This window comes from Paenarthrobacter sp. 22069 (assembly GCF_052046035.1).
Taxonomy (GTDB): Bacteria; Actinomycetota; Actinomycetes; order Actinomycetales; family Micrococcaceae; genus Arthrobacter.
This window is the reverse complement of sequence record NZ_JBQEQF010000018.1, coordinates 78,988-101,538: the sequence shown is the minus strand read 5'-3', so window position 1 is coordinate 101,538 and position 22,551 is coordinate 78,988. Positions and strand designations below refer to the sequence as shown.

Here is a 22,551-nt window from a genome sequence, read left to right as displayed (position 1 = left end):
GAGGACAAGGGTTACCACAAGAACCTCAAGCCGCGGCAGATCCAGATGATCGCGATCGGCGGTGCGATCGGTACCGGCCTGTTCCTGGGTGCCGGCGGCCGGCTCAACGCCGCGGGCCCGTCCCTGGTCATCGCGTACGCGGTGTGCGGGTTCTTCGCGTTCCTGATCCTGCGCGCCCTGGGCGAACTGGTCCTGCACCGGCCTTCCTCGGGCTCGTTCGTTTCCTACGCCCGTGAATTCTTCGGCGAAAAAGCCGCGTTCGTCTCCGGCTGGTTCTACTGGATCAACTGGGCCACCACCACCATCGTGGACATCACCGCCGCCGCCCTCTACATGCACTTCTTCGGCAACTACATCCCCTGGATGGCCGACGTCCCGCAGTGGGCCTGGGCACTGACCGCCCTCATCGTGGTCCTGGCACTGAACCTGGTCTCCGTGAAAGTCTTCGGCGAAATGGAATTCTGGTTCGCCCTGATCAAGGTCGCAGCCCTGGTCGCGTTCCTGATCATCGGCACCTACTTCGTCATCTTCGGCACCCCCGTCTCCGGCCAGCCGGTGGGCATCAGCCTCCTGTCCGATAACGGCGGGATCTTCCCCAACGGCCTGCTGCCCATGATCATCCTCATGCAGGGCGTCCTGTTCGCCTACGCCTCCATCGAACTCGTCGGAACCGCCGCCGGCGAAACCGAAAACCCCGAAAAAATCATGCCCAAGGCCATCAACTCCGTGGTCTTCCGCATCGCCGTGTTCTACGTCGGCTCCGTGATCCTGCTGGCCCTGCTGCTGCCCTTCACCTCCTACCAAAAAGGCGTCAGCCCCTTCGTGACGTTCTTCGGCTCCATCGGCGTCCAGGGCGTGGACGTCATCATGAACCTCGTCGTCCTCACCGCGGCCCTGTCCTCGCTGAACGCCGGGCTCTACTCCACCGGCCGGATCCTGCGCTCCATGTCCGTCAACGGCTCGGCCCCCAAGTTCGCCTCCCGCATGAACAAGGCAGGCGTCCCCTACGGCGGCATCGCCATCACCGCCGTCGTGTCCCTCCTCGGGGTTCCGCTGAACTACCTGGTCCCGGCCGACGCCTTCGAAATCGTGCTGAACATCGCCTCCGTGGGCATCATCATGACCTGGGCCACCATCGTGCTCTGCCAGATCCAGCTCAAGCGCTGGGCCGACAAAGGCTGGGTCCAACGCCCCTCCTTCCGCATGTTCGGCGCCCCCTACACCGGCTACCTCTCCCTGCTCTTCCTGGTAGGGGTCCTCATCATGGTCTTCATCGACTCACCCCTGACCATGCTCGTCACCGCCATCGCCTGCATCCTCATGGTCGCCGGCTGGTACGCCTGCCGCACCCGCATCCGCCAAATCGCCGAAACCCGCGACGGCTACACCGGCACATCGCCCGTCATCGCCAACCGGACCCCCATCGCCTGACACCGTCCTTGCACACCAACCCCGAGCTGAAGAAAGATCATGACACCAGAGCCGCAGCCCACCCTGACCGAAACCCAGACCCAGCCCGCCGCCGTCGCCGGTGGCCGGCCGGCACTCCAACCGGAGTCGCCGGACCATGGGCAGCCGCCCCTTAAATCCGCCGGGCACGTCATCGTCGATTCGCTGGTGGCCCACGGTGTGGAACGCACCTACGTGGTTCCCGGCGAGAGCTTCCTCGACGTGCTGGACGGCCTGCACAACTCCGACATCGAAACCATCGTGTGCCGGCACGAGGGCGGGGCCGCCTACATGGCGGAGGCGGACGGCAAGATGCAGCAGCGCCCGGGCGTAGCGATGGTCACCAGGGGCCCCGGTGCCGCAAACGCGCATGTTGGCCTCCACACGGCCTGGCAGGATTCCACCCCCATGCTGCTCTTCGTGGGGCTCATCCCGTTCGCCCACCGGGACCGGGAGGCCTTCCAGGAATTCGACATCAAATCCTGGTTCGACACCGGCGCCAAACGGGTCATGGTCCTTGACCACCCGGAGCGGGCCTCCGAAATCGTAGCCGAGGCCATGTTCGCGGCCATGAGCGGACGGCCGGGTCCGGTCGTCGTCGGCCTGCCGGAGGACATCATCCGGCAGCAGATCAGCCCCGCGCTGCATCCGCCGATCCCCGTGGCCGCCGGCGGCATGAACGGCACGGATTCAGCGGCCCTGCAGGCTGCCCTGGCCGGGTCCAGCAAACCGCTCTTTGTCACCGGCGGCAATGACTGGACGCCGGAGGCTGCCCGGCGGCTCACCACGTGGCTGGAGCGGCACAACATTCCAGCCGCTGCCGAATGGCGGACGCAGGGAACAGTTCCCTTCGATTCACCCTCCTACGTGGGGCCCATCGGTTACGGCCGGCCGCGCCCCACATACGACCTGCTGGAGGAGACCGACCTCCTGGTGTTCGTGGGGACAGTCCCGGGGGATGTGATCACCGACGGGTTCGTCTGCCGGCAGGACTGGAGCAAGAAGAACTTCCTGGTGACGGTGGACCCGTCACTGCGGGGCCGCTCCGGCCCCGTGTCGCGGCAGATCCTGGCCAAACCGGACGCGTTCGTCCGCGACCTCGAGGACATCAGCCTGCCGGTCAAGGAAGAGTGGAAAGCCTGGACGGCGAAAATGCGGGCCGAGCAGGAAGCTTTCGCGGCGCTGCCGCCGGCCTCGCCCGGTCCCGGCAAGGCCAGGATGGACACCCTGATGGCCAACCTGGTGCCCCGGCTTCCCGAGGATGCCATGGTGACGTTCGGGGCAGGTGAGCACACCAACTGGGCCCACCGGTATTTCCCCACCCGCCGCTACGCGTCCATGATCAGCGCCCGCAACGGCTCCATGGGGTACTCAGTGCCGTCCGCCATCGCAGCATCGCTGGCAGAACCACGACGGCGGGTGGTCACCATTGCCGGCGACGGCGAGTTCCTCATGAACGGGCAGGAACTGGCCACTGCCGCCCAGTATGGCGCCACGCCCCTGGTGGTGGTCATGGACAACCAGGAGTACGGCACCATCCGGACGCACCAGGAGCGGCACTACCCCCAGCGGGTGTCCGGTACCCAGCTGAAGAACCCGGATTTTGCGCTGATGGCCAGGGCTTTCGGCGGCTTTGGCATCACCGTCACCGCGGACTGGGAAGTGCCGGCCGCCCTGGACGCAGCACTGGCAGCCATCGACCGGGACGGGATGTTCGCGCTGATCCACCTGCTCGTGGAGCAGCGCGTCAAGGCGTACTAGACCCACAGGGGAAGGCTGGCATGCAGGTGCCGGCCTTCCCTGTTGGGCCTCTCCGCTACAGCCGGTCCGTGCGGTCCTCGCCGCCCTTGTGGCCGGACCCGCGCAGGTTCTCCTGGACCTTCCCGAACAGGTCCTTGATGGTGGACTCAGCGTTGGAAATAACATCCACCGGAACGAAGACCTCATGCGTCACCGGCAGGTCGTATTCATCCTTCAGGTGGGTACCGTTCCCCACTCCGGTCAGGGACAAATAGACCATGGCCTCAGTCCGCGCGATCCCGGCAAGCTTTCCGAACACGACGGTGAACTCGTTCGGCTGGAAGCTGATGGTCTGGCCGATGTGGCTGCGGCCCAGTTCCCCGGCGGGAACGGTCTTTTCCGACTGGCTTCCGGTGTAGTCCATGAACTTCTCCTTCGATCGCCAACATGTACGCAGGCAGTCTAACCCTGCCCCTTCACGCCGTCACGGGCCCTGGCTGGAGGCCTGCACAAAGGTGTCCGCACGACGGTGGCCATTCCTCTATTGAGCCGCGCCCCTGCCCGACTGTTTGATGGCATCACAGGGCGGCAACGGCCGCCCGGCCAGCCCCGTGCAAAGGAACGAACCGTGACTTCAATGACGAGCCGCGTAAAAAGCCCCGTCCGCTGGGACGCCGTCGAACCCGGCGACTCCGTGGACCTGAAGAGGAATGGCCGCACCGTGTACAGCGGCGTCGTGGATACCAGGACGGACGACGGCGACGTTGTCTGGGTGACCGCCCCGGCAGGAGGCCGCCGCCTGTTCCATATCGCCGACGGCTACGACCTGGCGGGGGTGCCGGCATGATGGATTGCCCGGACGATTGCCACTACTGCAGCGGCCCGGAGACGGACTGACCGGGCGGTCCACTACTGGACGTGCGGACCGGACTGCCGCAACCTTCGCGACGTCCGGATCATCACGATCCGGGCATCAAATTGCCCCTGTGGCAGGTGGCATCGTTGACGCGGGCAACCGGTACAGCGAAGGTGGTGCCATGAGGTCTCAGAAAATGTCCCAGGGGTTTGCCATGACGACGGCGGCCGCAGCGGCAGCGCTGCTGTTCACCGCGTGCGGTCCAAGCCAGCCGCAGTCCCAAACCACCACTTCTCCCGCCACCGGGCAGTCCAGCCAGTCCCCCTCCTCGTCGGCATCAACGCCGCCGGCCTCCCCGGCCCCTGCCACGTCAACGCCTGCCACGGCGGATTCCCCCGCGCCCGCGACCACCGCCGGTGCTCCTGGCCTGTGCAAGGCGGCAGGGCTCACGGCGGCAACCGACGCTTCCGGTGGTGGCGCGGCAGGCAGCGTCTACATGAAGCTGAACCTCACCAACAAGGGCTCGGAGCCATGCATCCTGCGGGGTTTCCCGGGAGTCTCGCTGGTGGCTGACGCTGCGGGTGCCCCGATTGGTGCGCCCGCCACCCGGGACGAGTCAGCCGCCGTCGTCGACGTCCTGCTCGCTCCTGGCCAGACCGGCACCGCCGTGTTGCGCTACACCCAGGCCGGCAATTACATGGACTGCTCGCCAGTGGATGCTGCCGGCTACCGGATCTATCCGCCGGAGGACACGGACTCGCTGTTCCTGCCGCAGCCCACCAGGGCCTGCAGCAACGCCAACATCACCCTGCTCAGCATCGGGGCTTTCCAGCCCGCCTAATGACGGGCATTCCAGTCCGGAACAATCCAGAACAATCGACTTCCAGAACAATCCGTCCCCGGGCTCCCCACGCCCCGGAAAGTACTGAAGGCGGNCCGCCTTCAGTACTGTTGTGCCGCCGTCGGCCTTTCCTTATGGGCCGTCAGCGTGTGGTGCATGGTTACCTCGTTGCCGTGCTGGTGCGTCCGGCGGCAGCGGTGCCGCGGGACAGGACAAGGCCGAGGCCGATCATGGCGACGCCAAGGATGAAGTGCAGCCAGTTGTCGGCAGTATTGACCGGGACGAAGTTGCCTGCGCTGTCCTGGCCGATGAGCAGGCCGTACAGCCACAGCACCAAGTAGATGGCACCGCCCGCCACCAGATAGTTCTTCGACGCTGCCGCGCTGCGCGCCATGGCGATGCCGGCGATGCCGAACAGCAGGTGGACGATGTTGTGCAGGATTGACACCTGGAAAACGCCCAGCAGCAGGGCTCCGGATCCGTGCCCGGCAAATCCGAGGGATTCGTAGTTGGAGGTAATGCCTGGAATGAATCCCAGGATGCCTACAAGGAGGAAGACCACGCCCACGGCGAGGGTGGCTTTTTGGATATTGGTCCGGCCTACAGTGCGCCCGCCGGAATTCATGGTCGTCATGATTTCTCCTGCATGTGTCGTGGTGCGTTTTTGGCTGCCGGGCGATGCGTGACCGATAGTGCCTGACCGTAGACTTAAACCCCGACATCATAAGTATACTTATCAAATCCGCCGCGGATAGAAGGGGTCCATAACGGACCCATCACAAAACGGCCCTTCACAGGGCCCTGGACCGGAGGCAGGTTGGACTGGCATGGCGTCGATTTGGCTGGACCACAGGGATCCCTTCACGTCAGATCCGTTTGAACCGGATTCCAAATACGACACAGTAGTGGCCGGCGCCGGCCTGACCGGCCTGGTCACCGCCCTGCTGCTGGCCAGGTCCGGGCAAAGCGTGCTGGTGCTTGAAGCCCGCCATCCGGGCGCGGTCACCACGGGCAATACCACCGCGAAAGTCACCCTGCTGCAGGGGACCTTCCTGTCCCAGCTCGCCCGGCAGTATTCGCAGAAACAGGTGCAGGCCTACGTGGATGGGAACCGGGAGGGCCAGGCATGGCTGCTGCGCTACCTCGAGGAGCAGGACGTGCCGTTCCAGCGCCGGGACGCCTACACGTACGCTGCCTCAGCCCAGGGTACGGAGAAGTTGCGGGAAGAGGTCAGCGCCGCCGGCACGGCGGGTCTTGAGGTGGACTATGTGCGCGACGCGGGGCTGCCGTTTCCCGTCCACGGCGCCGTGCGCATGCGGGACCAGGCCCAAATCAACCCCATGGACGTCCTTGATGCACTGGTGGCGGACATCCGCAGCCGGGGTGGACGTGTCGTCGGAGGCGTCCGGCTCCGCGATGTGACCGGAGACGCCCCCTCGGCCGTGCGGACCAACCGGGGCAGCGTGAGGGCGGACAAGGTGGTCCTGGCCACCGGCATCCCGGTCCTTGACCGTGGCCTGTATTTCGCCAAGCTGACACCAAGCCGATCCTATGCGGCCGCGCTTGAACTGCAGGAGGACCAGGCCCCGCCACCGGGCATGTACATCTCCGTTGAGCAGCCCACCCACTCCCTCCGCGACTACCAGCTGGATGGACGGAGCCTGCTGCTGGTTGGCGGGCACGGCCACCACGTGGGCCGGACGGACTCTGAAAAGGCCCACCTCGCCGGCCTGCTGGACTGGGCCAGACAGCATTTCCCCGGTGCTGCCGCCACGCACACCTGGTCGGCGCAGGACTACATGCCCACCAACCTCATGCCGTTTTTCGGCAAGCTCCCGCGGGGCAAGGGCCAGATCTACTTCGGCACCGGCTACAACAAGTGGGGCATGACCAACGCCGTCGCGGCCGCCCTGGGCATCTCGGCGGACATCCTGGGCGGCCAGGTCCCGTGGGCAGACACCATCCACCACCGGATCACGTCGCCGTCCGGCGCCTTGTCCGCCGTGGCACTCAACGCCGGGGTGGCAGCGAGGCTGGCCTCTGACTGGGGGAAAGTGAGCGCCGAGGGCCGGAAGATTGACGGATTCAAGCGGGGGACGGACAGTTCCACCGCTCCTGTGCAACCCGCTCCGGCGGCCGCTGTTCCGCCCGAAGGCCAGGGCAGGGTCTACCGCGAGGGGAACCGGCCGGTGGCGGTGTCCACGGTCGGCGGAAGCACCTGCCGGTTGTCTGCGGTCTGCACCCACCTGGGCGGGATTTTGCATTGGAACGACAACGAAATGACGTGGGACTGTCCGCTGCATGGCTCCCGGTTCAGCAATGAGGGCACGTTGCTGGAGGGCCCCGCAACCAAGGACTTGCCGGAGGTCAACACTGCCTAGACAGGGGGCGGCCCGAACTGGGTGTCGGTGCCGTGGGGCATGATGGAGGCATGAACCAGGAACAGCGTCCTGCCGGCGGGAGCGCCTCGGTTACGGCTGCGCCCATGGGCCAGTTCAGCCGGCCCACCCGGGACTGGTTCCTGGGCGCATTTGCGGAGCCGACGCCTGCACAGGCGGGTGCCTGGAACGCCATCTCCTCCGGTTCCCATGCGCTGGTGGTGGCTCCCACAGGTTCCGGCAAGACCCTCGCGGCCTTCCTGTGGGCGCTGGACCGGCTGCTGGTCGCGTCGTCACACGCCCCTGTGGCTGCCGCTGAGGAGCCGCCCGCGAAAGGCAAGCGCACGCGGGCACCCAAGCGCAAAACCCGCGTTCTCTACATTTCGCCGCTGAAGGCTTTGGGCGTGGACGTGGAGCGGAACCTGCGGTCCCCGCTGATCGGCATCACGCAGACCGCCAAGCGGCTTGGGCTTCCCGCCCCGCTGATAACTGTCGGGGTCCGGTCCGGGGATACTCCCGCGGCTGAGCGCCGCGGGCTGCTGAGCAACCCGCCGGACATCCTCATCACCACGCCCGAATCGCTGTTCCTCATGCTCACGTCAAAGGCCCGGGAGACCCTGGCCGAGGTGGACACCATCATCATTGACGAGGTCCACGCCGTGGCCGGCACCAAGCGTGGAGCACACCTTGCTGTATCACTGGAACGGCTGGACGCGCTGCTGCCCAAACCTGCGCAGCGCATCGGGCTTTCCGCCACGGTGGAACCCCGGGATCTCGTGGCCCAGTTCCTTGCCGGCTCGGCCCCGGTGGAGATCGTTGCTCCGCCGGCCAGGAAGAACTGGGACCTGACGGTTTCCGTGCCGGTGGAGGACATGTCGGACCTGCAGGGCGCGGCCGGGGCGTTCGATTCCGGTCCCGCGTCCGGGCTTCAGCCGCAGGCGTCCATCTGGCCGCATGTGGAGGAAAAGATCGTGGACCTGGTGCTGGCCAACCAGTCCACCATCGTCTTCGCCAACTCCCGACGCCTCGCCGAACGCCTCACGGCCAGGTTGAACGAAATCTACGCAGAGCGGCAATTGATCGCCGTGGGCGGTGGCTGGGACGAGTCCGGTACGGAAGGGCAGGCGGCCGCACCCGGCGCGGCGGGGGGACCGGCGTCGGGCATTCCCGCCTCAACCGCCACCCCGGCACACATGATGGCCCAGGCCGGAAGCTCGGCGGGGGCGGACCCGGTGCTGGCCCGCGCCCACCACGGTTCCGTGTCAAAAGACCAGCGCGCGCTCATCGAGGACGACCTCAAGTCCGGGCGGCTGCGGTGCGTGGTGGCAACGTCATCCCTGGAACTGGGCATCGACATGGGCGCCGTGGACCTGGTGGTCCAGGTGGAGTCGCCGCCCTCGGTGGCCAGTGGCCTGCAGCGGGTAGGCCGCGCCGGGCACCAGGTGGGCGAAATCTCCCAGGGCGTCCTCTTCCCCAAGCACCGGGCAGACCTGGTCCACACGGCCATCACGGTGGAGCGGATGCTGGACGGCAAGATCGAGCGGCTCAGCATCCCTGCGAACCCGCTGGACATTCTGGCCCAGCAGACCGTGGCCGCCACCGCCTTGGGCAGCATCGACGTCGAGGAATGGTTCAGCACCGTACGGCGCTCGGCGCCCTTCGCGTCCCTCCCCCGGTCGGCGTTCGAAGCCACCCTGGACCTGCTGGCGGGCCGCTACCCATCCGACGAATTCGCAGAGCTCCGGCCAAGGATCATCTGGGACCGCAACGCCGGCACCATCGAGGGCCGGCCCGGAGCCCAGCGGCTGGCCGTGACGTCCGGCGGCACCATCCCGGACCGCGGCCTGTTCGGCGTCTACATCATCGGCACAGAACAGGAGGGGTCCGCTTCCCCCGCCGAGGACGGCAAATCGGCGCGCGCACCCAAGGGCGGCCGCCGGGTGGGCGAGCTGGACGAGGAAATGGTCTACGAGTCCCGGGTTGGTGATGTCTTTGCCCTGGGTGCCACCAGCTGGAAAATCGAGGACATCACGCACGACCGCGTCCTGGTCTCCCCGGCGTTCGGCCAACCCGGCAAGCTGCCGTTCTGGAAGGGTGATTCACTGGGCCGGCCGGTGGACCTGGGCCGGGCGCTGGGCGCGTTTGTCCGCGAACTGTCCGCGTCCGACGCCGGCCCTGCCATCGAGCGCTGCAAAGCCAGCGGCCTGGACGACTACGCCTCCAACAACCTCATCCAGTACCTGGGCGAGCAGAAGCAGGCCACCGAGGTGGTCCCGAGCGACACCACACTGGTGGTGGAGCGGTTCCACGACGAACTTGGCGACTGGCGCGTCATCCTGCACAGCCCGTTCGGCATGCCGGTGCACGCACCCTGGGCCTTGGCTGTGGGGCAGCGGCTCCACCAGCGCTACGGGCTGGACGGCTCAGCCATGGCCGCCGACGACGGCATCGTGCTTCGGGTGCCCATGATGGAGGACGAACCACCCGGCGCTGAGCTGTTCCTCTTCGACCCCGAGGAACTGGAGCAGATCGTCACCGCCGAGGTGGGTGGCAGCGCCCTGTTCGCCTCGCGCTTCCGGGAGTGCGCCGCCCGTGCGCTGCTGCTGCCCCGTCAAACGCCGGGCAAGCGCCAGCCGCTCTGGCAGCAGCGCCAGCGGTCGGCCCAGCTGCTGGACGTGGCCAGGAAGTACCCCACATTCCCCGTCGTGCTGGAAACTGTGCGGGAATGCCTGCAGGATGTCTACGATCTGCCGGCACTGAAGGACATCGCCGCGTCCGTGGAGCGGCGCGAACTGCGGATCGTGCAGACCACCACGCAGCAGCCCTCGCCGTTCGCCAAGTCCCTTCTCTTTGGCTACGTGGCCCAGTTCCTCTACGAGGGCGATTCCCCGCTCGCGGAACGGCGGGCCGCCGCCCTGGCGCTGGACTCCACCCTCCTCAACGAGCTGCTGGGCCGGGTGGAACTGCGCGAACTCCTGGACGCCAAGGTCATCGACGCCACCGAACGCGAACTGCAGAGGCTGGCCCCGGACCGGCGTGCACGCGGAGTGGAAGGCGTGGCGGACCTGCTGCGGCTGCTGGGGCCCTTGGATCCGGAAGAGGCCGCTTTGCGGTTGGAACCTGCAGAACCCCGGTTGGTTGAGCCCACGGAAACCTTGGTCAATGGGTCCGCCGAACCGGTGGGTGAGCCCGTGGAGTCCATGCCCGTGGAGACCACACCTGGCGCTTCCGCCACCGTGGCGGAAGCCGCAGCCCACCTGGCCGCCCTCCAACGCGCCAACCGCGCCATCAAAGTCAACATCGGCGGCGTTGAACGCTTCGCGGCCGTGGAGGACGCAGCCCGTCTCCGCGACGCCATCGGTGTGCCGCTGCCCATGGGTGTTCCGCTGGCGTTCATCGAACCGGTCGCCGACCCGCTGGGCGACCTCGTCTCCCGGTACGCCCGCACCCACGGCCCCTTCACCGCAGCCGAGGCGGCCGGGCGGCTGGGCCTCGGCGTCGCCGTTGTGGGCACCGCCTTGAAACGCCTCGCGGCGGACGGGCGGGTGGTGGAAGGCGAGTTCCGGCCCCACGTCACACCGCCGGAGGCACAGCCGCAGGAAGCGGCGCCCAAGGCTGCACCGGGTGACGCCCCAGTGGACGGGAATAGCCAGGCGGATGCGGGGGCAGATCCGGCCACCGGCGCCTCCGTGGCCGACGTTCCGCACACCATCGCCAGCGAATGGTGCGACGCCGAAGTGCTGCGCAAGCTTCGGCGCCGTTCGCTGGCCGCCCTCCGCGCAGAAGTCGAACCCGTGGACGCAGCCGCCTACGGACGCTTCCTGCCGGCGTGGCAGCACGTCAGAACCCCGGGCGGAGGCCGCGGCCAGCCAACCCTGCGCGGACTCGACGGCATCATCACCGCCATCGACCAGCTCTCGGGTGTGCCCGTTCCGGCCTCGGCGTGGGAACCGCTTGTGCTGGCCACCCGGGTCTCCAACTACCAGCCCGCCATGCTCGACGAGCTCATGGCAGCCGGCGAGATCCTGTGGTCCGGGGCCGGGGCGCTGCCCGGAAACGACGGCTGGATCAGCCTGCACCTGGCGGACTCCGCGGAACTGACGCTGAATCCGGCGCCCGAGTTCGAACCGGGGGACGCCAGCCGGCGGCTGCTGGACCACCTGCGGAACAACGGCGGCGGGTATTTCTTCCGGCAACTGACCGAGGTGGCCGGCGGCATGGACGCTGTCCTCAGCGACCAGGAAGTGGCCACGGCACTGTGGGACCTTGCCTGGGCCGGCAGGATCACCGGGGACACGTTCGCCCCCGTCCGGGCACTGATTGCCGGTGGCCACACAGCCCACCGCCAGGTGGCCCGCGCCCCCCGGGCCAGGGCGCCGAGGCTCAGCCGGTTGGGCCGTTCCCATGGCACGGGATTGATGGGGTCCCCCGGCCTGGGCGGGGGCCGGTACGGGGCACAGGGGGCCACTACCCCGCCCACTGCCGCGGGCCGCTGGTCTGCCCTGCCCGAACCTGAGCTCGATGCCACAATCCACGCCCGCGCCACCGCCGAACTGCTGCTGGACCGCTACGGCGTGGTGACCAGGGGCTCCGTTATGGCGGAACAGATTCTGGGCGGCTTCGGGCTGATGTACAAGGTACTGGCCCGGCTTGAGGAAGCAGGCCGCTGCCGCCGCGGCTACTTCATCGAGCACCTTGGCGCCGCCCAGTTCGCCGTTCCCGCCACCGTGGACCGGCTACGTTCCTACTCCGAGGACACGCAGCTGGCCAAGGCCGAACCTGTGGCCCTGGCACTGGCCGCCACCGATCCCGCCAACCCGTACGGCGCGGCGCTCCCCTGGCCCGCTGGGCAGGACGACGCCGGCACGGGCCACCGTCCCGGCCGGAAGGCGGGTGCACTGGTGGTCCTGGTGGACGGCGCACTGGTCCTGTACGTGGAGCGCGGCGGAAAGACACTCCTGGCGTTCAGCGACGACCACGCCGTCCTGGCGGCGGCGGGTGCGGCATTGGTGGGCGTGGTGGCCCGGGGAGCCGTGGACAAACTGATTATGGAAAAAGTGAACGGACACGGCATCCTGGACACCCCGGTTGCCGCCGCGCTCAGCGCCGCCGGCGCCTATTCCACCCCAAAGGGATTGAGGATCCGTGCCTGAGGGCGATTCCGTCTGGCGGGCCGCCCACCAGCTGCACGAGGCCCTGGCCGGACAGACGTTGCTGGCCTCCGACTTCCGCGTGCCGCGGTTCGCCACCCTGAACCTGGCGGGCTGGACCGTTGCCGAGGTCATTCCGAGGGGCAAGCACCTGCTGATGCGGGTGGTCAGCCCGGACGACAAGAGGTTGACCATCCACTCGCACCTGAAGATGGAGGGAGCCTGGCAGGTCTATCCACCGGGTGGGCGGTGGCGCAAGCCGGGTTTTACCGCCCGCTGCGTGCTCCGGACCGCCGCCGCCGATGCGGTCGGGTTCTCCCTCGGCATCCTGGAAGTGGTGGCCACTGCCAACGAGGACTCCATCGTGGGTTTCCTCGGTCCGGATCTCCTGGGCCCGGACTGGGACCTGGACGAAGCCGAACGCCGCATCCGCTCGCGCCCCGAGGTCCCGGTAGGGGTGGCGCTGCTGGACCAGCGGAACCTGGCCGGCATCGGCAACATCTACCGCTGCGAAGCATGCTTTCTCTCCGGGGTGCACCCCGCCACACCGGTTTCCGCCGTGCCGGACGTCCGCACCATGATGACCGATGCCAAGCAGCTCCTGGAGGTCAACCTGGGCCCCGGCCGCCGCGTCACCATCCTCAACGCCCGGGGCATGCCCGTGGGCAGGATGGCGGGCCGGCCCGGCTACTGGGTCTACGGGCGGGAACGCCAGCCCTGCCTCAAATGCGGCACACCCATCCAGCGCGGACTCCTGGGCAAACCGAACGGTGAAGAGGAGCGGGACATCTACTTCTGCCCCACATGCCAGCCGGCCCCGGCCTGAAACGCACCGGGGCGGCTGGACGTCAACAGGTGGCGGGAGCCGCGTTGTTTGCGGTCTTCGGCACCGCAGCCGGAACCGTAAAGCGTGGCAGCAGCACGTGGACCAGGGGGCCGATGGCCAAGGCGTAGATCACCGTGCCCACACCCACCGATCCTCCCAGCAGCCAGCCGACGGCCAGCACGGTCACCTCGATCAGCGTGCGCGACAACCGAACGGACCAACCCGTGCGCCGGGCCAGCCCGGTCATCAGCCCGTCCCGGGCCCCGGGACCGAAACGCGCGCCGATGTAGCAGGCGGAGGCGATGCCATTGAGCACGATGGCCCCGACCAGGAGTCCGAACTGGCCGGCGATCTGGGACACGGCCGGGATCAGCGCCAGCCCAATGTCAGCAAACACGCCCACCAGCACGGCGTTGCAGAGGGTCCCAAAACCAGGCCACTGCCGGAGGGGGATCCACAGCAGCAGGACCAGGAAGCTCACGATGATGACCACCACGCCGATGCTGAGGCCGGCCCGGTTGGCAAGGCCCTGGTGGAACACATCCCACGGGTCCAGGCCAAGCCCGGCGCGGATGAACATGGCCAGGGAGATGCCGTACATGGCAAGGCCAAGAAAGAGCTGGAGGAGTCTGCGGGTCATCATGGAGACAACCTTTCCACGAAACTGGCATTCGAAAACATAGCCAGTTTGAGATACTGGCTACATGTCCACCACCGTGAGCGCCACCGCCCTGTCCCGCCTGCTGGGCACATGGAACAACGGCACCGGGCCCGCCTACCGCGAGTTGGCGGACGTGGTCCGGCTCCTGATCCTTGACGGCCGGGTAGCCCTGGACAGCGCCCTCCCCAGCGAGAGGTCCCTGTGCGCAGCCCTCGGCATCAGCCGGACTACCGTCACCGCGGCGTATTCGAGCCTGCGCGACCAGGGCTTCCTTTACAGCCGCCCAGGCAGCAGGGCCAGGACCTGCATTCCGCAACTGGCCCGGCCCGGCCGGACCCGCTTCGCCGGAGACGGTTCGACGGGCCCGGGGGTAGGCGAAGCCGGCAGCACGCCGGGCGGACCACTGCCCGGCGCACCCGTCCGCGAGCGCCGGCAGGCTGGTCCGGAACCCGCCACCAGGACTCCCGCGCCCATCAGCACCCTTTCCGCACCGGGACTGGTGTCCCCGGAAGGCCTGATCGACCTGGCCTATGCGTCATTGCCCGCCAGCGGGGAACTTGTCCACCGGGCGTTTGCCGCTGCCGTAACCGAGCTCCCGGCCCTCCTTCCGGGGTTCGGCTACGACGCCGTCGGCCTGCTCCCGCTGCGCCAGGCAATCGCCGACCGGTACACCGCCGCCGGTGTCCCCACCGATCCGGCAAACATTCTGGTCACCTCGGGCGCACAGCACGCCCTGACCCTGGTCATCAGGACCCTGACCGACCGGCAGGACCGCGTCCTGGTGGAGCATCCGAGCTATCCCAATGCGCTGGATGCCATTCACGCCGCCGGATGCCGCCCGGTACCGGTGGCGTTCACCGACCACGGGTGGGACATGCCCGCCCTGGAGACGGCCCTGGCCCAGCAACGGCCCCGGATGGCCTACCTGGTACCGGACTTCCACAATCCCACCGGAATGGTCATGCCGGATCCGCAACGCCGGCGGCTGCTCAGGGCGGCTGCCGCCTCCGGAACAGTGCCCGTGGTTGACGAGACCCTCCGGGAGCTGAACCTGGACGGCATCGGCACCACCCACATGGCCGGTTTCAGCCCGTCGGTCATCACCATCGGCTCACTCAGCAAATCCCACTGGGGCGGCCTGCGGACGGGCTGGATCCGGGCGTCGCGGCCCATGATCCAGCGGCTGGCCGCTACCCGCACCACCGTGGACCTTGGCGGACCCATCATGGAGCAGCTTGCGGCGGCACACCTGGTCCGCGCCCTCGATGAACCACTGCCGGCCCGGCTGGACATGCTCCGCCGGAACCGGGCCGCACTGCTCGGACTGCTGGCTATGCACCTGCCGGAATGGGAGGTGCAGCCGCCTGCCGGCGGGTTGTCCGTCTGGTGCCGGCTGCCCGCACCCTCAAGCACTGCCCTGGCCGCGCTGGCCCCCGAGTACGGCATCCGGCTGGCTGCGGGCCCGCGGTTCGGCATCGGCGGAGCGTTCGAACGCCATCTGAGGGTGCCGTTCACCCTGCCGCCGGAGAAGCTGGAAGCCGCCGTCCTGGGCCTGCGGGCAGCCCAGGACCGGCTTGATGCGGCCCCCCAGCTGCGCAGGACCCTGAAGAAGGCCCCAGCCATGGCCATCGCCTGAGCTGGCGCCACTGGAATCGCCGGAGGTGTGCGTAACCGCCGGATAGGTACGGCGGCCCGGCACCGTTCCGGCCACTGGGGCGCTAAGCGGGAAGGAAGGGCTATCCGTACACGCGCTCCAGGAAGCCGCCCCAGGCCTTAGCAGTGGCCTCGGTGTCACCGGCGCCGCTGAAGTCGTGCACGGTCATGCCGACAGGTGCGCCAAACGCGTTGCGGCCGAAGAACCGGTAAAGGGCCTCCGCCGTACGCACACCCAGGAAGTTCTCGTTCGAGAAGTCCACCTCGCCGCTGAGCCGCCCCACGCCGTCGAGCTCCACATCCAGCGCAGCGCCCTGCCCGGCGGAACCGGCGCCCAACGCTTCGCGGAGCCGGGTGAAGCCGTCCGGGGCCTGGGACGCTCCGGGGCCCTGGATGTCGGTGAACACCACAGGCCGACCATCGAAGTACTTCAGGTACTGGCCCAGGGTGTGCAGGTAGAACCCGGTGTGGCGGCTGGCGCCGTCGTACTGCTGGTCCCAGTTGTCCGCGAAGATGCCGCTGTGGACGTAATGCAGCCGGGCGCGGCCCCCGTCCAGCGGCTCCAGCACGTGCTCGAGCTGGTTGAACCAACCGTCCGGACCGTCCATCCGGGAGACCAGGTGGTGGGGATACTCGTCCACTGTCCGGACCGCTGGCCACTGGTCCGTGGGGAACATCCAGCCGGGCGTCCCGTTGGTCACGGCCTCCCACACCCGTTCGGGGGTCGCGGGAAGCTCCGTGTCGGAGACGATTTCGAAGTTTCGTTTGTCGGTCATTGGTCCTGCTCCTTGCCTGCATTGGATGTGTTGGTTTGTTTGGAGGCGCCGGTTTCTTTGAGGGCCGGGTGCAGCGCCACCACCAGCCGGTGCCTGCGCCCCTGTGGTGACGTGCCGGCGTCGTGATACTTGTCCACCAGGTGCGTGACGGCCACGCCGAGCTCCTCGGCAAAGGCGGCACGGTCGGCGGCGGTGCGGAAGGTGATCTCGCCGTCGATGGCGAAAGTGGCCAGCTTTTGGCGGGCGACGGCTGCGCCGGCGATCAGTTTCCCGACCTCCTGGACCATGCGCCCGGCCAGTGCCAGCAGCCAAAACGCCGAAAAGCGGTCCGCGTACCGGCCCGGATCCGGCGCCACCGTGTTTAGCGCCAAAGGCGAAATGAGGTAGGAGGCGGCGGTAGCCTGCACCACGCGCTCGGTCACATTGCCCTTGCGGCGTTCCTCCACCAGTTCCACCAGGCCATGACGCTCCAGTGCCTTGAGATGGTAGTTCACCTTCTGCCGGGGCAGCCCGACGCGGACGGCCAGCTGGGTGGCGGAGGCCGGCTGGGCCAGTTCCCGCAGGATCCTGGCGCGGATGGGGTCCAGGGATGCTTCGGCGGCTGCCGGGTCCTCGATGACTGCAATGTCCTGCATGCCTCCAGTGTGCCTACCGACAACTTTTATTGTCAAGAACTTTTTTGTCGTCGGGCGCGGACCCGCCGGAAAGCGCCGGGATCGCCGGAACATTTCGGCGAGCTGGACGCGTTCCCACGATTCGGCGGCTGCAACCCCGGTAGCCAGGTGCGGCCACACCGCCGCCGGTAGAATGGACCGGTGATGCAATCCCCCCTCCCCGTGCGCGACGGCGTCAACGCCACCCGTCTGCGCCTCCCGGACGAGGGCCCGTGGGACACCGCAATGGACTACATGATGCACCGCTGGGGGCACATCGATCCGCAGGGCATCGAGGACCGGTTCGACGCCGGCGAGATCGTCGGCGAGGGCGGGGCTCCACTGGACCGCTCCACGCCCCTGCAGCAACACACCTTCATCTGGTACTACCGCACCCTCCCGCCGGAGACGCGCTTGCCTGTGGAGATCACCATCCTGCACCAGGACGAGCACCTGCTGGTGGTGGACAAGCCGCACTTCCTGCCCACCACGCCGGGCGGCACGTACATCCAGGAATCCGCCCTGGTCCGCCTCCGGAACCAGCTGGACCTGCCGGACCTGATTCCCATGCACCGGCTGGACCGCATGACGGCCGGCGTGCTGCTTTTCTCCACCAATCCGCAAACCAGGGGCAAGTACCAGGTGCTCTTCGAGAAGCGGCAGGTGCAGAAGGAATACGAGTGCGTGTCCGCCGCCGAGCCCGCGCCCGGGCATCCCGCCATCGAATTTCCCGTGGTGGTCCGCAACCGGATGACCAAGTCCCGCAGCTACCTGCTGGCAGAGGTGGTGGACGGCGACCCGAACGCTGAAACCAGGATCGAGCGGCTGGAAACGTTCGACGGCGGAACGGCGGCGGGTGCCTCAGGCACCGCCGTGAACGGCAACGGGCAGCGCCTGGCCAGGTACCGGTTGGAACCGCATACCGGCAAGACGCACCAGCTCCGCGTCCACATGGCCTCGCTGGGACTCGGGATCGTCAATGACGCGTTCTACCCGGACCTGCTGGACAAAGCCCCGGACGACTACGGCAAACCCCTCCAGCTCCTTGCCCGCGGGATCCGGTTCGTGGACCCGATCTCGGGCAACCCCGTGGAGTACCGCAGCACCCTGGAACTCAGCGAAGCGGTCCGAGCACGTCCCTGAACACCGCCTCCACCTCCGCTGTATGCAGCACGAATTCCACCAGCTCCAGGCCGCTGGCCGGATGCGATGCGCGGAAGCCTTCAAGGGCATCCAGTGCCGCCTGCGCCACGGCCGCCGGACTCCAGCCGTAGGCTCCGGCACCCACGGCGGGGAACGCGAGCGCGCCGGCTTCCAGGGTCTCGGCCAACCGGAGGCTTTCACTGAAGCAGGACACCAGCAGCGCCCGGTTGGTCTGTCCCGCATGGCGGTTGGGGCCCACGGTGTGGATCACCCAGCGGGCCGGCAGCCGGAACGCAGGTGTGGCCACAGCGGCACCGGTCTGCAGTCCGTGCGGCAACTCCCTGGCCCGCAGTTCCCGGCAGGCCGCCAGCAGTTCCGGCCCGGCTGCGCGGTGCAGGGCGCCGTCCACTCCCCCGCCGCCCAGCAGGGACGCGTTCGCGGCGTTGACCACCGCGTCCACCCGCCGCAACGTAATGTCACCCTGCAGAACCGAGACCCGCATGCCGCCAGTTTCCCAAGTGCGGTACCTTGTGGCAATGGACTTCGGCAGCGTTGACAGCTGGGGAGCGGCCCTTTACATCTGGGTTATCCCGCTGGTCATCGGCGACGCCATTTTTCCGCCCATCCCGTCCGAAATGGTGGTGATCACCGGCGGCGCGCTGTCCGCGGACGGCCGCGCGAACGTGTTCCTGGTGCTGGCGCTCGCCGCCCTGGCCTCCTGGCTGGGCGACATGGTGGTGTTCCAGCTTTTCCGGCGGCGGCTCAGCCACGTGCTGGACCGCTGGAAGTGGGGCCGCCGGGTCCACGCCGGGATCCATTCGGCGCTGGCCAAGGCAGGGCGTTCATCCACGTACGGGACCATCATCGGCGCCCGGTTCATCCCGGGTGGCCGGCTTGCGACGTCGGCCGCGTCCGGAATTGCGAACGTTTCCGTCCGGGGCTTCAGCCTGTGCGCCGGGCTGGGCGCGGTCCTATGGGCGTCCTGGCTGGTGGGCCTTGGCTACTTCACAGGGTCCGCCACGAGGCTGCCGTTCTGGGCCAGTTCACTCATTGGCGTTGCCGTGGGCCTGGTGATCGGCGCGGTGGTGGGGGTCCTGGTCACCCGGCGCCGCGGCAACCGCTCACCCGTGGAGGACGACCCCATCCCGGACGCAGGCTAGACAGGCAGCCACTTGCCGCGGCTGCGCCGCAGCACGCTGAGGGAAACCGTCAGCGCAACCCGTTCGACGGCGTCGCGCATCATGGCTGCCGACTCCACCGCCTGCCGGTTCTCGCCGCTGTACTCGCTCGCCTCCACGAGGAAGCGCAGGTTGAGTTGCGGCACACCGCCGGCGATCTGCAGCTGGTGCGCCTCCACGTGGTGCCGGGTACCCAGGGCCTCCACGGCCGCGTCCATCACGGCCTCCGGCGGATTGCCCGGCCGGAGCCCGGTGATCTTGAGGCGGGTCTGGAAGGAAGGCATGCGTTCAACCCTACCCAGACGCGCGCCCACTTGTGGCCGGCAAACGAGAAACGCCCGCTCACCGAGTGAGCGGGCGTTCGCGCAGAAGGGGCCTTATGTGAGCGGGGATTACCCGGTGTTGCGAAGGCCTGCCGCCACACCGTTGACCGTAATCAGCATGGCCCGCTGGAGGCGCTCATCGATTTCGGCTCCGCTGATTTCGCCTTCCGTGCGGATGCGGCGGAGCAGTTCCACCTGCAGGTAGCTGATGGGGTCCAGGTACTGGTCGCGGATCTCCAGGGAGCGCTTCAGCGTGGGCTGTGCGTCCAGGAGCAGGTTCTCGCCGGTCAGCTTCCGGACCTCTGCGACGGTGAGCTCGTACTCTTCCCGGATGGTCCGGAACAGGTGGTGCAGTTCCTCGGGGACCAGGGTGGAGACGTAGTAACCGGCGATGTCCATGTCCGTCTTGGCGAGCGTCATTTCCACGTTGGAGAGCACCGAGCGGAAGAAGTTCCACTGGTCCATCATTTCCACCAGCTGGGCGGAATGGCCGGCTTCACGCGCCGCCTTGAGCCCGGAGCCCACCCCGAACCAGCCGGGCACGATCTGCCGCGACTGGGTCCAGCCGAACACCCACGGAATGGCCCGCAGGCCACCCAGCCCGGCGCCGGAGTCCGGGCGCTTGGACGGGCGGGAGCCGATGTTCAGGGAACCGAGCTGCTCAACCGGCGTGGACGCCATGAAGTAGGCGGGCAGGTCCGGGTGGTCGATCAGCTTGCGGTAGCGGTCGAAGGCGGCGTCCGAGATGGCTTCCATGACGTGCCCGTAGCGCTCCCGCTGGTCCTCCGAGGTCCGCGGATCACGGTGCAGGGCCGAGCCCTGCAGCACCGCGGCCAGGGACAGCTCCAGGTTTTCCCGGGCCAGCTCCGGCAGCGAGTACTTGTCGGAGATGACTTCGCCCTGCTCGGTGAACTTGATTTCACCTTCCAGGACACCGTTAGGCTGGGCCAGGATGGCGTCGTAGGTGGGTCCGCCGCCGCGGCCCACCGAGCCGCCACGGCCGTGGAACAGGCGGACGCGCACGCCGTGCTTGGCGGCGACGTCACGCAGCTTGCGCTGGGTCTTGTGGATCTCCCACTGGCTGGTCATCACACCGGATTCCTTGTTGGAGTCCGAGTAGCCCAGCATGACTTCCTGGATATCGCCGCGCAGGCGCACCAGTTCACGGTAGGAGGGATCTGAGAGCAGCAGGTCGACGATTTCGGCGGAGGCCCGCAGTTCCTCCACCGTTTCCAGCAGCGGCGCGAAGCCGATCTTCGCGTACGGCTTGTCGCCGAAGAGGTTGATCAGACCGGCTTCACGGGCCAGGACGGCTGCGGCGAGCACATCGTCGGCCCCCCGGGTCATAGAGATGATGTAAGTCTCGATGACGTCGGGACCGTACATGCGCAGGGCCCGGCGGATCTCGCGGAAGACGTCGTACGTGCCGTCGGCGGCGCCGTCGAGCTTGATCGGGTGGCCGGACAGCGGGCGGCGGGAGGCAAGCTCGGAGCCGAGCACTTCGAAGCGTTCCTCACGGCTCAGCTCGGCGTAGCGCAGGCCAGGGCCGCCGATCCGGTCCATCAACTGGCCGACGGCGTCGTGGTGGTGGTCGGCGTGTTCGCGGATGTCCAAGGTGGCCAGGTGCAGCCCGAAAGAGGCGATGGCGCGACGGACGCGGGCCAGCGAGCCGTCCGCGGCCAGGGCAGCGGAGTGGTTCCGCAGCGAGAGCTCCAGCAGGTGCAGGTCGGCCAGGAGCTCGTCCGTTCCGCTGTAGTCACGGCCGTGCTCATGGTTGGAGTTCACGGCAACCCGCTTGCCGGTGTTGATGAGCTTGGCCTTGATGCAGGTGAGCTTCAGCCGGTACGGCTCCTGCGCGTTCAGCTCCAGGACCCGCTTGTCCAGGCCGGGCAGCTTCTTCAGGTCCTCGTCGATGGACGTGAGCAGTGCTTCGTCCGCCCCCGCCAGCGAGGTGGAGTTGGACAGGATGGAGATCAGCTCATCGATCATGCCGATGCTGATCCGGATGGCGCTTTGGTTCTGGATCTGCAGGATTTCGCGGGTGACGGCGGCGGTGACGTTCGGGTTGCCGTCGCGGTCGCCGCCGATCCAGGAGCCGAACCGGATGGGGGCGTCCTTGGAGGCGAGGGTTACTCCGTGTTCGCCGAGGAGTTCGGAGAATTCGGACAGCATTTCCGGCATGGCGTCGGTGAGGATGCCGCCCAGGTAGTAGATGGCATTCCTGGCCTCGTCGACCGGGGTGGGCCGGACCTGGCGCAGTTCGTCGGTCTGCCACATCTGGTCGATTATTTCGGCCAGCTGGCGGTCCTGCCTGCGCCGGCCCGTGGAACCCTCGACGGTGGGGCGGGACAGGACGTCGGAAAGTTTGCGGATCTTGTCCAGTACCGAGCGGCGGGAGGCCTCGGTGGGGTGGGCGGTGAAGATGGGGCGGACATCCAGTGCGTTGACCACTTCCTGGAGTACGTCCGGGCCGGCCTGCGTGGCGATCTCCGCCACTGTCTTGGCCAGCCAGCCGTCCTTCTCGGCACGCGTGCGCAGCCCGCGGACGCGGTGGACCTGCTCCGCGGCGTTGGCGAGGTGGAAGTAGAACGCGAAGGCACGCACCAGGTCGGTTGCCTGCTCGATGGGCAGGGAGCCGAGCAGCTCGCGGACCTGGGCGACGACGTCGTGCGCGCTCCAGGGCCCGGTGGCATGCGCGCCGCCGCGCGCAGCTTCCTTCGATTCCTTGGTGAGGAGCCGGACCTGCTCCACAAGGTCCAGCAGTTCCGGGCCGTGCTGGCGGACCAGGGACTCGCCCAGCAGCGTGGATACGCGCCGGACATCCGCGCGCAGTTCAGCGGCGAGGTCGGTTTCGGGCGGTGTTGCAGTGTGAGCCATGGAAGCAATCTTTCGAGGGTTTCGGGACTTGGCTCGTACACTGCGCT

Annotated in this window: 18 protein-coding genes; 10 read left to right on the top strand and 8 right to left on the bottom strand. The window is 67.9% G+C overall.

The genetic code is table 11. The features are described 5' to 3' along the window. Both ACTJK0_RS15595 and ACTJK0_RS15590 read left to right on the top strand, forming a co-directional pair. The coding region (locus tag ACTJK0_RS15595; protein ID WP_440745797.1) for an amino acid permease at window positions 1–1,431 on the top strand (1,431 nt) is incomplete at its 5' end. Between the two features lie 39 nt (window positions 1,432–1,470). After that, window positions 1,471–3,210: a thiamine pyrophosphate-dependent enzyme gene (locus ACTJK0_RS15590; RefSeq protein ID WP_440745796.1), complete on the top strand. Its 1,740-nt coding sequence runs from the start codon at window positions 1,471–1,473 to the stop codon at window positions 3,208–3,210. A 55-nt stretch (window positions 3,211–3,265) separates the two neighbouring features. Here the strand turns inward: ACTJK0_RS15590 and ACTJK0_RS15585 are convergent, their stop codons facing one another. Continuing rightward, window positions 3,266–3,613 (bottom strand): hypothetical protein, encoded by a 348-nt coding sequence (locus ACTJK0_RS15585; protein ID WP_440745795.1) that lies wholly within the window; start codon window positions 3,611–3,613, stop codon window positions 3,266–3,268. Between the two features lie 213 nt (window positions 3,614–3,826). Here ACTJK0_RS15585 and ACTJK0_RS15580 point away from each other — a divergent pair, with 213 nt between their 5' ends. Together ACTJK0_RS15580 and ACTJK0_RS15575 are read left to right on the top strand one after the other, a co-directional pair. Next, a complete protein-coding gene (locus ACTJK0_RS15580; protein WP_440745802.1) occupies window positions 3,827–4,036 on the top strand; it encodes a hypothetical protein in 210 nt (69 codons plus the stop codon). 190 nt (window positions 4,037–4,226) lie between these two features. Next, the gene (locus ACTJK0_RS15575; RefSeq protein ID WP_440745794.1) at window positions 4,227–4,886 is read left to right on the top strand and encodes a DUF4232 domain-containing protein; all 660 of its coding nucleotides are present in this window, start codon (window positions 4,227–4,229) and stop codon (window positions 4,884–4,886) included. A 160-nt stretch (window positions 4,887–5,046) separates the two neighbouring features. Here the strand turns inward: ACTJK0_RS15575 and ACTJK0_RS15570 are convergent, their stop codons facing one another. Further along, window positions 5,047–5,520 carry a DUF4383 domain-containing protein gene (locus tag ACTJK0_RS15570; RefSeq protein WP_440745793.1) on the bottom strand — a complete coding sequence of 158 codons (474 nt, stop codon included), beginning with the start codon at window positions 5,518–5,520 and terminating at the stop codon, window positions 5,047–5,049. A 193-nt stretch (window positions 5,521–5,713) separates the two neighbouring features. On the opposite strand from ACTJK0_RS15570, the gene ACTJK0_RS15565 reads away from it, so the two are divergent. From ACTJK0_RS15565 to ACTJK0_RS15555, 3 genes are read left to right on the top strand one after another with little or no spacing between them, the layout of a single operon-like run. Next, window positions 5,714–7,267, top strand: a complete 1,554-nt coding sequence (locus tag ACTJK0_RS15565; RefSeq protein ID WP_440745792.1) for an FAD-dependent oxidoreductase — start codon at window positions 5,714–5,716, stop codon at window positions 7,265–7,267. Between the two features lie 50 nt (window positions 7,268–7,317). Beyond that, complete coding sequence (locus ACTJK0_RS15560; RefSeq protein WP_440745791.1) at window positions 7,318–12,417, top strand: Lhr family ATP-dependent helicase; 5,100 nt, start codon at window positions 7,318–7,320, stop codon at window positions 12,415–12,417. After that, window positions 12,410–13,240: an Fpg/Nei family DNA glycosylase gene (locus ACTJK0_RS15555; RefSeq protein ID WP_440745790.1), complete on the top strand. Its 831-nt coding sequence runs from the start codon at window positions 12,410–12,412 to the stop codon at window positions 13,238–13,240. The genes ACTJK0_RS15560 and ACTJK0_RS15555 overlap by 8 nt, the downstream gene beginning before the upstream one ends. A gap of 22 nt (window positions 13,241–13,262) precedes the next feature. On the opposite strand, the gene yczE is transcribed toward ACTJK0_RS15555, so the two are convergent. After that, complete coding sequence (gene yczE, locus ACTJK0_RS15550; RefSeq protein WP_440745789.1) at window positions 13,263–13,883, bottom strand: membrane protein YczE; 621 nt, start codon at window positions 13,881–13,883, stop codon at window positions 13,263–13,265. A gap of 61 nt (window positions 13,884–13,944) precedes the next feature. On the opposite strand from yczE, the gene yczR reads away from it, so the two are divergent. Then, window positions 13,945–15,537: a MocR-like transcription factor YczR gene (yczR, locus tag ACTJK0_RS15545; protein ID WP_440745788.1), complete on the top strand. Its 1,593-nt coding sequence runs from the start codon at window positions 13,945–13,947 to the stop codon at window positions 15,535–15,537. A 100-nt stretch (window positions 15,538–15,637) separates the two neighbouring features. Here yczR and ACTJK0_RS15540 read toward each other — a convergent pair whose 3' ends face one another. Both ACTJK0_RS15540 and ACTJK0_RS15535 read right to left on the bottom strand, forming a co-directional pair. Then, a complete protein-coding gene (locus ACTJK0_RS15540; RefSeq protein ID WP_440745787.1) occupies window positions 15,638–16,330 on the bottom strand; it encodes an SRPBCC family protein in 693 nt (230 codons plus the stop codon). Then, on the bottom strand, window positions 16,327–16,965 hold the full coding sequence (locus ACTJK0_RS15535; RefSeq protein ID WP_440745786.1) for an ArsR/SmtB family transcription factor: 639 nt from the start codon (window positions 16,963–16,965) through the stop codon (window positions 16,327–16,329). The genes ACTJK0_RS15540 and ACTJK0_RS15535 overlap by 4 nt, the downstream gene beginning before the upstream one ends. Window positions 16,966–17,148: 183 nt before the next feature. On the opposite strand from ACTJK0_RS15535, the gene ACTJK0_RS15530 reads away from it, so the two are divergent. Further along, window positions 17,149–18,126, top strand: coding sequence for an RluA family pseudouridine synthase (locus tag ACTJK0_RS15530; protein ID WP_440745801.1), 978 nt, complete (start codon window positions 17,149–17,151; stop codon window positions 18,124–18,126). Here the strand turns inward: ACTJK0_RS15530 and ACTJK0_RS15525 are convergent. Next, the gene (locus ACTJK0_RS15525) at window positions 18,098–18,628 is read right to left on the bottom strand and encodes an O-acetyl-ADP-ribose deacetylase (protein WP_440745785.1); all 531 of its coding nucleotides are present in this window, start codon (window positions 18,626–18,628) and stop codon (window positions 18,098–18,100) included. The genes ACTJK0_RS15530 and ACTJK0_RS15525 overlap by 29 nt on opposite strands. 34 nt (window positions 18,629–18,662) lie before the next feature. Between ACTJK0_RS15525 and ACTJK0_RS15520 the strand changes: the two genes are divergently transcribed. Continuing rightward, a complete protein-coding gene (locus ACTJK0_RS15520; protein ID WP_440745784.1) occupies window positions 18,663–19,286 on the top strand; it encodes a DedA family protein in 624 nt (207 codons plus the stop codon). Here ACTJK0_RS15520 and ACTJK0_RS15515 read toward each other — a convergent pair. Beyond that, a complete protein-coding gene (locus tag ACTJK0_RS15515) occupies window positions 19,283–19,588 on the bottom strand; it encodes a hypothetical protein (protein WP_440745783.1) in 306 nt (101 codons plus the stop codon). The two genes, ACTJK0_RS15520 and ACTJK0_RS15515, sit on opposite strands and share 4 nt — an antisense overlap. A 108-nt stretch (window positions 19,589–19,696) precedes the next feature. Further along, window positions 19,697–22,504 carry a phosphoenolpyruvate carboxylase gene (gene ppc / locus ACTJK0_RS15510; protein ID WP_440745782.1) on the bottom strand — a complete coding sequence of 936 codons (2,808 nt, stop codon included), beginning with the start codon at window positions 22,502–22,504 and terminating at the stop codon, window positions 19,697–19,699. Window positions 22,505–22,551: the final 47 nt, after the last annotated feature.